General features: G+C 62.9%; 12 protein-coding genes. 6 read left to right on the top strand and 6 right to left on the bottom strand.

All coding sequences use genetic code 11. The annotated features are described in order from the left end of the window. Positions 1-693: transcription antitermination factor NusB (locus tag EOA86_RS06105; RefSeq protein ID WP_281035634.1), on the bottom strand; the 693-nt coding region annotated here is incomplete at its 3' end. Beyond that, positions 684-1,700 (bottom strand): zinc metalloprotease HtpX, encoded by a 1,017-nt coding sequence (htpX, locus tag EOA86_RS06100; protein ID WP_065011172.1) that lies wholly within the window; start codon positions 1,698-1,700, stop codon positions 684-686. The genes htpX and EOA86_RS06105, both read right to left, overlap by 10 nt. A 107-nt stretch (positions 1,701-1,807) precedes the next feature. Here htpX and EOA86_RS06095 point away from each other — a divergent pair, with 107 nt between their 5' ends. Further along, positions 1,808-2,047, top strand: a complete 240-nt coding sequence (locus EOA86_RS06095) for a DUF1674 domain-containing protein (protein ID WP_065011324.1) — start codon at positions 1,808-1,810, stop codon at positions 2,045-2,047. A 21-nt stretch (positions 2,048-2,068) separates the two neighbouring features. Here EOA86_RS06095 and EOA86_RS06090 read toward each other — a convergent pair whose 3' ends face one another. Continuing rightward, complete coding sequence (locus EOA86_RS06090; RefSeq protein WP_065011173.1) at positions 2,069-2,740, bottom strand: HAD-IA family hydrolase; 672 nt, start codon at positions 2,738-2,740, stop codon at positions 2,069-2,071. A 176-nt stretch (positions 2,741-2,916) separates the two neighbouring features. Between EOA86_RS06090 and EOA86_RS06085 the strand changes: the two genes are divergently transcribed. From EOA86_RS06085 to EOA86_RS06075, 3 genes are all read left to right on the top strand, one after another. Beyond that, the gene (locus EOA86_RS06085) at positions 2,917-3,786 is read left to right on the top strand and encodes a transglutaminase family protein (protein ID WP_065011325.1); all 870 of its coding nucleotides are present in this window, start codon (positions 2,917-2,919) and stop codon (positions 3,784-3,786) included. Between the two features lie 343 nt (positions 3,787-4,129). Then, positions 4,130-5,491, top strand: a complete 1,362-nt coding sequence (locus tag EOA86_RS06080) for a pilus assembly protein (RefSeq protein WP_128341000.1) — start codon at positions 4,130-4,132, stop codon at positions 5,489-5,491. Between the two features lie 382 nt (positions 5,492-5,873). After that, positions 5,874-7,142 carry a cyclopropane-fatty-acyl-phospholipid synthase family protein gene (locus tag EOA86_RS06075; RefSeq protein ID WP_128340999.1) on the top strand — a complete coding sequence of 423 codons (1,269 nt, stop codon included), beginning with the start codon at positions 5,874-5,876 and terminating at the stop codon, positions 7,140-7,142. 59 nt (positions 7,143-7,201) lie between these two features. Here EOA86_RS06075 and acs read toward each other — a convergent pair whose 3' ends face one another. Further along, positions 7,202-9,157 (bottom strand): acetate--CoA ligase, encoded by a 1,956-nt coding sequence (acs, locus tag EOA86_RS06070; RefSeq protein WP_065011328.1) that lies wholly within the window; start codon positions 9,155-9,157, stop codon positions 7,202-7,204. Positions 9,158-9,462: 305 nt separating this feature from the next. Here acs and EOA86_RS06065 point away from each other — a divergent pair, with 305 nt between their 5' ends. Beyond that, positions 9,463-9,735 carry an usg protein gene (locus EOA86_RS06065; RefSeq protein WP_065011174.1) on the top strand — a complete coding sequence of 91 codons (273 nt, stop codon included), beginning with the start codon at positions 9,463-9,465 and terminating at the stop codon, positions 9,733-9,735. 172 nt (positions 9,736-9,907) lie between these two features. Here EOA86_RS06065 and EOA86_RS06060 read toward each other — a convergent pair whose 3' ends face one another. Both EOA86_RS06060 and EOA86_RS06055 read right to left on the bottom strand, forming a co-directional pair. Continuing rightward, positions 9,908-10,942, bottom strand: a complete 1,035-nt coding sequence (locus tag EOA86_RS06060; RefSeq protein WP_128340998.1) for an aldo/keto reductase — start codon at positions 10,940-10,942, stop codon at positions 9,908-9,910. A gap of 136 nt (positions 10,943-11,078) precedes the next feature. Further along, positions 11,079-12,263, bottom strand: coding sequence for an MFS transporter (locus tag EOA86_RS06055; RefSeq protein ID WP_128340997.1), 1,185 nt, complete (start codon positions 12,261-12,263; stop codon positions 11,079-11,081). Positions 12,264-12,400: 137 nt separating this feature from the next. Here EOA86_RS06055 and EOA86_RS06050 point away from each other — a divergent pair. Next, the coding region (locus tag EOA86_RS06050; RefSeq protein ID WP_164891580.1) for a LysR family transcriptional regulator at positions 12,401-12,703 on the top strand (303 nt) is incomplete at its 3' end.

Raw genomic sequence — 12,703 nt, 5'->3', positions numbered from 1 at the left:
CACTCGCACCGTGCCGGTCGGCAGCACGATGCCGCCGAGCCGCTCGGCCCACAGCGCGAGGTCGGACTTGATGGTGAAGTCGACTGGTGCCTCGTGCCGGTGAGCGGCGAGAATTTGCCTGGCCTTGTCGACGCCATAGGCGGCTCTCAGCCGGTCGGAAAACCACTTCGGCGCTTCGTCGGTGGCGGCAAGCGCTGCAGCCAACTCGGCCTGCTTGGACCGCGCCAGCGTGCGCAGCACGCCGTTGACGAGACCGGAGAAGCGCACTGTGCGCGGATCGGATTTGGCGTGGGTCACGGCAAGGTCGACGGCGGCGCTGTCGGGAATGTCGAGGAACAGTATCTGTGCCGCTGCTACATGCAGAATGTGCGAAAGCGCGGTGGCGTTGGGCGGCAGCGGCTTTTCCAGGCGACGGGCCAGCAACCCTGATATGGTCATGCGGAAGCGCAGCGCAGTAACCAGTATGGCGCGCACCAGCGCTCGATCACGCAGGTCGAGCGCCTTGTATTGCGGATGGCCGTTCTCATGGTCGGTCAGTCCGTCTAGCGGCGTCCTCGCATCGATGACGGCGGCAAGCAGCCGTGCCGCCGCCTTGCGCGCGGCGAGACCAGCGACGGGCTCGTCGGGGCTCGCTGCATTATTTTCATGATCGCCTGAAATTCGGTGCCGGCGTTTCGCTTCGCTCACGACCACGGACCCTTGGGTCCGGTCGGATTGCGGCCCCAGGGATTGGATTTCGGCCTGGCCGGTTCAGTCGACTGCTCAGGCTGCTCGGCAGCCCTCTCCCACGGGCCCGACGGACGCTGCCCGTCCGCCTGCCGCGGCATCGGGGCCTGCCGCTGAGCGGGGGCGGATGCCATATCCCGCGCCATCGCCTGCAGCGCCGCGATGCGGTTGTCGGTGCTCGGGTGGGTGGAAAACAGGCTATCCATGCGCTCGCCGGAAAGAGGATTGATGATGAAGAGGTGGGCGGTCGCCGGATTGCGCTCGGCATCCGGGTTGCGGATGCGTTCGGCGCCGCGGGCGATCTTGTCAAGGGCCGAGGCAAGCCAAAGCGGCTGTCCACAGATCTCGGCGCCGCGCCGGTCGGCTTCGTATTCGCGGGTGCGGCTGACCGCCATCTGCACGATCATCGCGGCAAAGGGCGCCACGATCATCGCCACCAGCACGCCAATAATGCCAAAGGAATTGTTGTTGTCGCGGTTGCCGCCGAAAAAGAAGGCGAAATTGCCGAGCATCGAGATCGCGCCGGCGAGCGTGGCGACGATTGTCATGGTCAGCGTGTCGCGGTGCTGCACATGGGCGAGCTCGTGCGCCATGACAGCCGCGACCTCCTCATGCGAAAGTTGCTGCAACAGTCCGGTGGTGGCGGCGACCGCGGCATTCTGCGGGTTGCGACCGGTGGCGAAAGCGTTGGGCTGCGGGTTGTCGATCAGATAGGTTTTCGGCATCGGTAGGCCGGCCTGTCTGGCGAGGCTCTGCACGATGGCGTAATATTCCGGCGCGTTCCTTTCGTCGACCTCGACAGCGCGGTTCATCGACAGCACCATCTTGTCGGCGTTCCAATAGCTGAACAGGTTCATAGCGGCGGCAATCAGCAAGGCAATCACCATGCCGCCCGACCCGCCGATCAGATAGCCGACGCCCATGAACAGCGCCGTCATCGCTGCCAAAAGCATAGCGGTGCGAAGTGTGTTCATTGTCTGCTCCGTTTCTGCCGGCGGTGCGGAAAAATGGTCGATCCTTGTCGGCTCATCGCTATATGATGGGAAACGTGTGGCCCTGTTTCAATCCGCCGGGAAATCGCATGATCGACGAAACCAGTAAAACAGGCGAAGCCAGCAATACAAACGCCGATCCCGGTTACGGCGCGCCGCAAAAGACGCTGACGCCGGCAGCCCGCCGCGCTTTGGCGGAGGCGGAAGCACGGCGCGAACGCTATCGCCAGCAGGAAGCCGCGGTGCCGAAGGAGATCGGCGGCCGTGGCGGCAAGGAACCGGGCCGTTATGGTGACTGGGAGGTCAAGGGCCTGACCAGCGATTTTTAGGCACGACAGGATACCGGAGGGTCAGCAGACCTCGGCGGTGCTCTCCGGCTCAATGGCGATCCAGCCGCGGTCGTCGACAGCAATGCCGATCGCGTCATAACCGGCGATCGCAGCATGCGGCGTTTGCAACGGATGCTGGTGCGTGGCGCTGATCACCACGACCGCAGCACCTGCGGCCTCGGCCGCCGATATGCCGGCGGGCGCATCTTCGAAAACGAGACAGTCGCGCGCATCGACGCCCAGCCGCTCGGCCGCCAGCTGGAAGCAATCGGGGGCCGGTTTGCCGTGGGAAACGTCCTCGGCCGCGACAAGGATGGCGGGAAGCGGGATGCCAGCGGCCGCAATGCGCAGGAGAGCCAGCTCGCGCGGCGCGGATGTGACGATGGCCCAGCGCTCGGGCGGCAGCGACGCCAGAAACGCCGCGGCGCCGGCGATCGGATGGATGCCGTCGATATCGGCCGCCTCTGCCTGCAGAAGCGCATCGGCCTCGCGCATTGGTTCGACGCCTGGAAGCGCCAGCCGAGCGATGGTCTCGATCGCCCGCACGCCGTGAATCGTCGGCAGGAATGCGGCAACGTCGAGACCTTGCCGGCGTGCCCAATCCGCCCAGACCCTTTCTGCGGCGGCAATCGAATTGACCACCGTGCCGTCCATGTCGAACAGGAAGGCTGCGAATTTCTTGCCTGCGAACATCTGCTATCCCGGGAGGTTGTTTCGGAGGGACCAAAAGTCTGTCGATCGACCGTAACGTCCCGTCGGCTGCATGGGAAGGCGCGAGATCGCCTTTTCGACAATACCAGGGAACCACGGCGAGCCGTCTCGCGTTGATCAAACCGCCTTCCACGATGCTCAAAAGCGGGGGAACCGCGATGCTGATTCGGCTCGGCTACGAAATCGCCATCGACTGTGCTGAAGCCACCCCGGTGATTTCGCTGCTCGAGATCCACAAGGAGCGCCAGGCCGACATCAAGCGTCAGACGCGCGTGCTGACCTCGCCTTCCGTCCCAACCCGGCTCTATCACGATCTCTATGGTAACACCTGCCGGCGCTTCACGGCGCCGGGCGGCGGCTTTCGCATTCTTTACGATGCCGTCGTCGAGGACAGCGGCGACACCGACGAGGTCAACCCGCTGGCCAGGCAAGTGCCGGTGGCGGAGTTGCCCGACGACGTGCTCTGCTATCTGCTCGGCAGTCGCTATTGCGAAACCGATCATCTCAGCGATCTGGCCTGGCAGGTTTTCGGGCCTGTTCCATCCGGCTGGGCGCGGGTGCAGGCGATCGTCGACTATGTCCACAACCGCCTGTCGTTCGGTTACGGCTATGCGCGCTCGACCCGCACGGCGGCGCAGGCGCATGAAGAGCGCGTCGGCGTCTGCCGCGACTTCGCTCATCTGGCGATCACGCTCTGCCGCTGCATGAACATCCCTGCCCGCTACGTGAACGGCTATCTCGGCGACATCGGCGTACCGGTCGACCCGGCACCGATGGATTTTTCGGCGTGGCTGGAAGTGTTCCTCGACGGCAAATGGTACACGTTCGACCCCCGCCACAACGTGCCGAGGATCGGCCGCGTCGTCATCGCGCGCGGTCGCGACGCGACCGACGTGCCGCTGCTGCACAGTTTCGGCCCGCACCGGCTCAGCCTGTTCAAGGTCTGGACCTACGAGCAGGAAAGCAATCTGTTCAACCCGCCCCATCGCGGCGTCGATAGGACCGCCAGCGCGCAGATGCTGGCATAGAAACGCAAGCGTGAACGGCGTGCGTCCCGCTGTAACGATCATCCGGGCTGTCCTACGGATCTGGTGTGCCTGATCCGATCCGGCACAGAACCTCTGTGCCGGATCGGGATCGAGTTCTTGTGCTCCACGGCAGACGTCGGGATCATGGTAAGCGCTTCGTAAACGAAACTGCCGCAGCGGCTTGTCGTTTCCCGATTGTTCACCCTGCCGCATTTCGAAAGCAAGCAGAAACAACGATTTGAGATGAGCCGCCGGCTTTTGGTGCGTTGACGGCGCCATCCGGCCGGAATCCTGCAATGCGCCCTCACACGGCTTCGAGGTCGTGGTGAATGGAGGCGAAAGCATGCGGCATCTTGGGGGTTTTGTTCACGCGATCGGCGGCTTTGCCAGAGATCGAAGCGGAAACTTAGCGGTTCTGTTCGGCATGGTTGCGTCGGTGCTGGCGCTGGGTGTCGGCTTTGCCGTCAACGTTGCCCAGCTCTACAACGCCAAGTCGAGCCTTCAAGGCGTGGTCGATGCGGCGGTGACCTCGACGGCGCGCGACCTGACGACCGGCGTCATCAAGGAGGCCGATGCCAACAAGTCGGTGCAGGCGTTTCTCGATGCCAACAGCCGAGCGGGCATTCTGCAGGCAGATCGGATCGTCCTCGACAAATTGACCATCGACAGGACCGCCAAGACGGTTCAGGCGGACGCCCATGTCGATCTCGGTCTTTATTTTCCGCTTTTCAGGATGGGTGACATGAAGCGCGTTGCCGCATCGACGACAGCGCTCTATTCGGACAAGACGATCGAAGTGGCGATGATGCTCGACGTCACAGGGTCGATGGCCGGCCAGAAAATCATCGATCTGAGGACAGCTGCAAAGAACGCGGTCGACAGCTTCCTGGACGGTCAGGACTCCTCCAACCCCCGGGTGCGTGTCTCCATCGTACCATACGCTAATTCGGTGAATGCCGGCGCGCTTGCCGCCAGCAGCGTCTATGTCGAAACCTCGACCAGCCAGCGCAAGCAGGCGCCAGGCAATGGCGCCATACAGTACGTCTCCGGCTTAATGCGTCCGGACAATTGCGCCACCGAGCGCAAGGGCACCTATCAATATTCGGATGTAGGTCCCGACATCAGCATGGTCAATCGCGATTACCTGTTGTCTTCCTTTGCCTGGCAGACCGGCACGGCTGCCTGCCCGGCCGCCGCGTTGAAGCCGCTGACGGCGGACGCCGCGGCGCTCAAGAATGTCATCAAGAACTTTGTCGCATCGGGCGGCACCGCGGGCCATATCGGCGTGCAGTGGACTTGGTACATGCTTTCGGAAAGCTGGGGCAGCGTGATGAATGCTTCGCAGCGGCCGGCCAAGGCGGATCCGAACAAGGTCGCCAAAATCGCGATCCTGATGACCGACGGCGAGTTCAATCTGTCCTATTTCGATGCCAGCACTGTTGGTGAGGTCTACAACGATGCCGGCAAGGAACCGACCCGCACGTCAGCCAAGACGCTCTGTACCGCCATGCGCGACAAGGGCATCGAAATCTTCACCATTGGTTTCGATCTCAACGAGGAGAATGCCCAGGCGACACTGCAGAATTGCGCGAGCCCGGATACGGCCAAGATCAAGCACTTCTATCAGGCCGCCAACGGGGCGGAACTCAATCAGGCTTTCCAGGACATAGCGCGCAACATCGAAAGCTTGGCATTGACCAAATAGAGGGTATTGACCAGACAGGATCCGGACAAGGAAAAGGCCGCCGCTTCTTTCGAAGCCGGCGGCCTTCCGTGTTTCCGTCCATGGCGCGGCTCATGGCAGCGACGGTTTGCGTCGCCAGCCGCGCATCTCGCGCCTTAACGGGAAGACTGCTTCCCGAAAGTGCAATCCGCTGAGGCCACGTTCTGGAAAACGAAATCACTCGACATCGGATCACCTCCTTTCGATTTGTTGAACACGCCCTCATGATGGGGTGTCGATCCGCAAATGGCAAGGCGCGATGGTGAAAATGCCGTGCGAGCTTGTTGCTGGCGGCTTGCGGCTGTCCGATCGGACAGGCAAAGTCGCCGTGGACCGCCAGCGTACTGAGCAGGAGAGGACGGGGATGGAGGCAGCCGAGAGAGCCGCACGGATCGTTCGAACGGTTATCGAGACGTTGCAGCCGGGTTTCGCGGTCAAGCTGTGGACTGGCGAGCGGATCGGGCCCGCCACGGGACCCGTGCTCACCATAAACGACCAGGACATCGTCTGGCAGGTGATGCGTCGGCCCAACCTCTCGACGCTGATCGAAATGTGGATTTCCAAGACCATCGACGTGGAAGGCGGATCGCTGTTCGATTTCTACGCTCTGCCTGCGCACGGCAAGCTCAGGACGAAGCTAAAGTCGTTGCCCAAGCTCGCGGTCCTGCGCGACCTGCCGGCCGTGCTGTTTTCGAGAAAACAGATGACGGCGCGGACCGACCTTTCCGGGCGCAACCCCTTCGTCAGCGGGTCGAACAGGCAAGCGATCCGGCACCACTACGACATTTCGAACGCCTTCTACCGGCTCTTCCTCGACGAACGCATGGTCTATAGCTGCGGCTATTTCACCGATTTCGCCAACGGCATCGACCAGGCGCAGAAAGACAAGCTTGATCATATCTGCCGCAAGCTCCGGCTGAAGCCGGGCGAAAGACTGCTCGACATCGGCTGCGGCTGGGGAGCCATGCTCATCCATGCCGCGAAAAATTACGGCGTCGTCGGCCACGGTGTCTCGCTGTCGGAAGCCCAGACCGAACTTGCCCGCGAGCGCATCCGCTCCGAGGGGCTGGAAGATCGCATCACCATCGAGATAAAATCCTACGCCGAGCTGTCCGGCTCCTTCGACAAGATATCCTCGATCGGCATGTTCGAGCATCTGGGGCTCGCCAACCACGCCGCCTATTTCTCGACCATCCATCGCCTGCTCAAACCGGGCGGCATCTACCTGCATCATGCCATCACCCGGCGCGACAAGGGCAGCATGAAGAAGACCTTGCGCAAGGGCCCGGAATTCAAGGCGCTGATCAAATACATCTTTCCCGGCGGTGAGCTCGACACGATCGGCATGACGCTCGGCAATCTCGAAGCGCACGGCTTCCTCGTCTACGATGTCGAGAATTTGCGCGAGCACTACGCCCGCACCTGCCGTCTGTGGGCCGAGCGCCTCCACGCACGCTTCGACGAAGCGATCGCCGAGGTCGGCGAAGCCAAGGCGCGCCTGTGGCTGCTTTATCTCACCGGATGTTCGATCACTTTCGAACGCGCCTCGGCGCAGATTTTCCAGACCGTCGTCACCAAGCGCGCGCGGGGCCCGAGCGGACTGCCGCCGACGCGAGCGGATCTTTATCGGTAGCGCGGGGACGAGCCGATCTCATCCAATTGGGTTTCTGCCGACCGTCGATCGGATGTTTCTTATCCCCTCTTGTTCTGCCGGTTGGCGACGAGGTCGTCGACGACCGCCGGGTCGGCCAGCGTCGAGGTATCGCCGAGCGCGGCAAAATCGTCCTCGGCGATCTTGCGCAGGATGCGTCGCATGATCTTGCCCGAGCGGGTTTTCGGCAGACCCGGAGCGAACTGGATCTTGTCGGGCGTGGCGATGGCGCCGATGTCCTTGCGGACATGGGCGACGAGTTCCTTGCGCAACTCCTCGCTCGGCTTCTCGCCGGCCATCAAAGTGACGTAGCAGTAGATCCCCTGGCCCTTGATGTCGTGCGGATAGCCGACGACGGCGGCTTCGGAGACTTTCTCGTGCGAAACCAGCGCGGATTCGACCTCGGCCGTGCCCATGCGGTGGCCGGAAACGTTGATGACGTCGTCGACGCGGCCCGTGATCCAGTAGTAGCCATCAGCGTCGCGCCGGCAGCCGTCGCCGGTAAAATATTTGCCCTTGTAAGTGGAAAAATAGGTCTGCACGAAGCGCTCGTGATCGCCATAGACGGTGCGCATCTGGCCCGGCCACGAATCGGCGATGCAGAGGTTGCCGCTGGCAACACCTTCCAGCACCTTGCCGTCGCCGTCCACCAGTTGCGGCTTGACGCCGAAGAACGGCCGCGTCGCGGAACCTGCCTTAAGGTGGGTGGCGCCGGGCAGCGGCGTAATCAGGATGCCGCCGGTCTCGGTCTGCCACCATGTGTCGACGATCGGCACCTTGCCGTTGCCGACGACGTTGAAATACCACTCCCAGGCCTCCGGATTAATCGGCTCGCCGACCGTGCCGAGCACGCGCAGCGATTTGCGCGACGTCCTGGCGACATGGGCGTCGCCGGCGCCCATCAGCGCCCGCAACGCCGTCGGGGCGGTGTAAAAGATGTTGACCTTGTGCTTATCGATGACCTCCCAGAACCGGGACTGCGACGGGTAGTTCGGCACGCCTTCGAACATCAGCGTGGTGGCGCCGTTGGCGAGCGGCCCGTAGACGATGTAGCTGTGGCCGGTGACCCAGCCGACATCGGCGGTGCACCAGTAGATGTCGCCGTCATGGTAGTCGAAGGCATATTGGTGGGTCATCGAGACATAGACGAGATAGCCGGCCGTGGTGTGCAGCACGCCCTTCGGTTTGCCGGTCGAACCCGATGTGTAGAGGATGAACAGCGGGTCCTCGGCCTTCATCTTCTCGGGTTTGCACTCCGCTTTCACCGTCGCGACCTCGTCGTGGTACCAGACGTCGCGTCCGGCGACCCAGCCGGTCTTGCCACCGGTACGGCGCACGACGACGACCTTCTCGACTTTCGTTCCGGCCTTGGCGGCGATCTCAATCGCCTTGTCGGTATTGTCTTTCAACGGGATGGGCTTGCCGCCGCGCAGGCCTTCGTCGGCGGTGATGACGAAGGTTGATTTGCAGTCGTCGATGCGGCCGGCCAGCGCGTCCGGTGAAAAGCCGCCAAAGACCACCGAATGGATAGCGCCGATGCGCGTGCAGGCGAGCATTGCATAGGCGGCTTCCGGGATCATCGGCATGTAGATGGTGACGCGGTCGCCTTTCTTGACGCCGTGCTTCTTCATCACATTGGCGAGCCGGCAGACATGCGCGTGGAGCTCGTTATAGGTGATCTTCCTGTCATCGTAGGGATTGTCGCCTTCCCAAATGATGGCGGTCTGATCGCCGCGCTTCTTCAGATGCCGGTCGATGCAGTTCCACGAAACGTTGGTCTCGCCATCCTCGAACCATTTGATCGAGACCTTGCCGTCGAAGGAGGTGTTCTTGACCTTGCTGTAGGGCTTGAACCAGTCGATGCGCTTGCCGTGCTTGCCCCAGAATTTATCCGGGTTCTTCACGCTGTCGGTGTACCATTTCAAATAGGTGTCATTGTCGATCAGCGCGTTCTTCTTCCACGCCGGCTGGACGCGATGGACATGAACCTCGGACATTTTTCCATTCCCTCCCAAGACCAACTGCCAGCCTGCCCGCCGAGCAGTATCGCGGCGCAGCGGCCGCGAATTCGCGCGCATTATTAACAGTTCCGCAGTGACGGCAACATTAGACGTTGGATTCGCGCGGCGGGATGCCGCAGACGTCGTTTTCGCCGCTATCAGCACTCGACTACGATCGCTGCTAAATACATGTTTTTGCGTCGTAAACCTGGCCTCTAACTCCGAAATATCAATAGACGATTAAGCAAATAGCGCGCACAATTTCAAATTGGGAGGAAAGGAGAATCAACCAGGGGACCGCGATGCGTGACCATTCCGAAATGGACCTGATGCTCAAGGGCTATGGCTTGACCACGGCCAAGATCCTTTATCATTTTCCCGATCATCCGCATCTGCTGCAGAGCTTCATCTGGCAGGACTACGACATCGCTCCGAAATTTCCGGTGCTGATCCGGTTCATCGAGTTCTGGCAGACCAAGCTCGATGGCCCGCTGCATTCGGTGAGCTATACGCACCAGAAGCTGATCGCGCCCAACGAATGGCACAAGGTCGACGGCGAGTTCGTGCTGCATTAGGGCGTGTCGATATTCAGGTGAGGCCGGCCTGCGAATGGCGGCTTCCTGCGCTTCCGGGGCTCACGTACTTTAAGTACGCTCCGCTCCGGTTCTCGGATGCCACCATTCTCGGCGCGACCTGACCTGAATCTCAACATGCCCTGTCGCCGGGCGTTTGAAATATCGAGCGGGGTCAGACCGCAGCCGGGCTCAGCCGGGCAAAACCCTCCTGCCGGCGATAGGGGAAATACGGATAGGGTGCGGTGACCGCGCTTGCCGCGTCAAGCTTCTTGATCTGGTCTGATGTCAATGACCAACCGACGGCGCCGAGGTTCTGGCGCAGCTGTTCCTCGTTGCGTGCGCCGATAATGACAGAGGCGACGGTCGGCCGCTGCAGCAACCAGTTGATGGCGACCTGCGGCACCGTCTTGCCGGTTTCCTTGGCGGCAGTGTCGAGCGCATCGACGACCCTGTAGAGTTGCTCGTCCTCGACAGGTGGCCCGAAGCTTGCGGTGTCGTGCAACCGGCTTTTTTCCGGCAGTGGCTCGCCGCGGCGGATCTTGCCGGTCAGGCGGCCCCAGCCGAGCGGGCTCCACACCAGCGCACCGAGGCCCTGGTCGAGGCCTAGCGGCATCAACTCCCATTCATAGTCGCGCCCGACTAGCGAGTAATAGACCTGATGGGCAACGTAGCGCGGGTAGCCGTGCTTGTCCGCCAGGCCGAGCGATTTCATCACTTGCCAGCCGGAAAAGTTGGAGACGCCGACATAGCGCAGCTTGCCGGCGCGCACGAGACTGTCCAGCGTCGACAGCACCTCCTCGATCGGCGTTGCGGCGTCGAAAGCGTGCAGTTGCAGCAGGTCGATGTAATCGGTGCCGAGACGCTTGAGCGCGTCCTCGACGGCTTTGATGAGACGCGAACGGGAGGAGCCGGCATCGTTGGGTCCGTCGCCCATCGGCAGCGAGGTCTTGGTCGAGATCAGCACGGCATCGCGGCGGCCCTTGATGGCCGCGCCGAGCACCTCTTCGGAGGCGCCGTTCGAATAGACGTCGGCGGTGTCGAACAGGTTGACGCCGGCCTCCAGGCAGATGTCGACCAGCCACCGCGCTTCCGTCGCATCGCTATTGCCCCAGGCGCCGAACAGCGGCCCCGAACCGCCGAAGGTTCCAGCGCCGAACGAGAGCGCCGGGACCTTCAGGCCCGAGGCGCCAAGACGTCGATAATCCATGGTTTTGCTCCTTGTATTTTGGATTTGTTTGGGATCGTCACGACCGGGCGGATGCCGGTACGCCGAGCACCGAGCTGCGCATGACCCCGAAAATCGGAACCGATTTTCGGACAAGGTTCATGCGCAAAATCACGTGCTACAGCGTCCTTTGCGCGTCCAAGAGGACGCGCGGCGCTGTAGTATCGAGGCGCAGCGCCAGCGCCGCCACGGCCAGCGCCGAGAGCGGCAGCAGGGCGGCGACCCAAGTCACGGCGCTGAGGCCGGGGCCATGGGCGATGACCACGCCGCCGAGCCAGGCGCCGGCGGCGTTGCCGAGGTTGAAGGCGGCGATGTTGAAGGACGAGGCGAGGCTCTGGCCGGCGCCTTCAGCCTTTTCCAGCACCCACATCTGCAGCGGCGCCACGGTGGCGAAGGCGGCGGCGCCGAGCAGGCCGACATAGACGACGGCCATCGCCTGGCTGTGCAGGGCGAAGGTCATCGAGCCGAGCACCAGCGCCAGCACAACGAGACTGCCGAGAACGGAAGGCACCAGCCAGCGGTCGGCGACCTTGCCGCCGGTGAGATTGCCGGCGATGAGGCCGCCGCCGAAGACAAGCAGGATCGGCGACACGGCTGCTTCCTTAAAACCGGTGATCTCGGTCAGCAAGGGGGCGATATAGGTGAAGACGGCGAAGACGCCGGCATAGCCGAGCACAGTGGTGGCGAAGCCAAGCAGGACCGGCGCGCGGCCGAGCACAGCGAGATCGCCGCGCAGGTCGCTCTTCTCAGGCGCCGCCTGGCTGCGCGGCACCAGCAGGAGAATGATGGCGAAGGCGACGATGCCGACCAGGGTTACCGCCCAGAAGGTCGCCCGCCAGCCGAAGGCCTGGCCGAGCCAGGTGCCGAAGGGCACGCCGAGGATGTTGGCGATGGTCAGGCCGGTGAACATCAGGGCGATCGCCGAGGCCTTCTTGTTAGGCGCCACCAGCCCGGTCGCAACGACCGAACCAACGCCGAAGAAGGTGCCATGGGCAAAGGCGGTGAGCACGCGGGCACCCATCAGCGTCCAGTAGTCGGGGGCCAGCGCGCAGGCGAGGTTGCCGAGCGTGAAGATCGCCATCAGCCCCAGAAGCACGGTCTTGCGCGGCCAGCGGCCGGTGGCGATCGTCAGCAGCGGCGCGCCGACAACGACGCCGAGCGCATAGCCTGAGATCAGCTGGCCGGCGGCCGAGATCGAGACGCCGAAATCGGTGCTAACGTCGAGCAGCAGGCCCATGATGACGAATTCGGTGACGCCGATGCCGAAGGCACCGGCGGCGAGAGCGTAAAGAGCAAGAGGCATGGCGGTTCCCACTTCGATGACAGCCAGTTTTGACGACGGGACGCCGTGTCCTCCACGCCCCGACCCGGAAGATCGTGTCGCGATGTGCTGTGAACCAGCCTTGCGTCAGGCACATCGTCTGTGAAATAGATTCACGAATGGCGAGACCCGACATCAATCGCTCAGGCGAGATCGAAGTGTTCGTCCGCGTTGTTGAGGCGGGGAGCTTTTCGGCCGCCGCTCGCACGTTGCGGATGACGCCGTCGGCGGTGAGCAAGCTGATCGCGCGGCTGGAAGCACGTCTTGGCGCGCGGCTGGTCAGCCGTTCGACGCGCAAGCTGCAACTAACCCCAGAAGGCGCGGCCTTCTTCGACAGCGGCGCGCGCATTCTGGCTGACATGGCGGCCGCGGAGCGTGAGGCGGCGGCCGGTGCTGCCCCGCGTGGACGGCTGCGCGTCAAC

Source organism: Mesorhizobium sp. M5C.F.Ca.IN.020.32.2.1, assembly GCF_004023105.1.
Lineage (GTDB): Bacteria > Pseudomonadota > Alphaproteobacteria > Rhizobiales > Rhizobiaceae > Mesorhizobium > Mesorhizobium wenxiniae.
Note: the sequence above shows the minus strand (reverse complement) of the source record. Positions and strands in the feature narration are given on the sequence as shown.

What these genes read in the sequence shown, in the direction of transcription:
- htpX (WP_065011172.1), bottom strand. Translation starts at nt 1,700, where the DNA reads ATGAACACACTTCGCACCGCTATGCTTTTGGCAGCGATGACGGCGCTG.
- EOA86_RS06095 (WP_065011324.1), top strand. Translation starts at nt 1,808, where the DNA reads ATGATCGACGAAACCAGTAAAACAGGCGAAGCCAGCAATACAAACGCC.
- EOA86_RS06090 (WP_065011173.1), bottom strand. Translation starts at nt 2,740, where the DNA reads ATGTTCGCAGGCAAGAAATTCGCAGCCTTCCTGTTCGACATGGACGGC.
- EOA86_RS06085 (WP_065011325.1), top strand. Translation starts at nt 2,917, where the DNA reads ATGCTGATTCGGCTCGGCTACGAAATCGCCATCGACTGTGCTGAAGCC.
- EOA86_RS06080 (WP_128341000.1), top strand. Translation starts at nt 4,130, where the DNA reads ATGCGGCATCTTGGGGGTTTTGTTCACGCGATCGGCGGCTTTGCCAGA.
- EOA86_RS06075 (WP_128340999.1), top strand. Translation starts at nt 5,874, where the DNA reads ATGGAGGCAGCCGAGAGAGCCGCACGGATCGTTCGAACGGTTATCGAG.
- acs (WP_065011328.1), bottom strand. Translation starts at nt 9,157, where the DNA reads ATGTCCGAGGTTCATGTCCATCGCGTCCAGCCGGCGTGGAAGAAGAAC.
- EOA86_RS06065 (WP_065011174.1), top strand. Translation starts at nt 9,463, where the DNA reads ATGCGTGACCATTCCGAAATGGACCTGATGCTCAAGGGCTATGGCTTG.
- EOA86_RS06060 (WP_128340998.1), bottom strand. Translation starts at nt 10,942, where the DNA reads ATGGATTATCGACGTCTTGGCGCCTCGGGCCTGAAGGTCCCGGCGCTC.
- EOA86_RS06055 (WP_128340997.1), bottom strand. Translation starts at nt 12,263, where the DNA reads ATGCCTCTTGCTCTTTACGCTCTCGCCGCCGGTGCCTTCGGCATCGGC.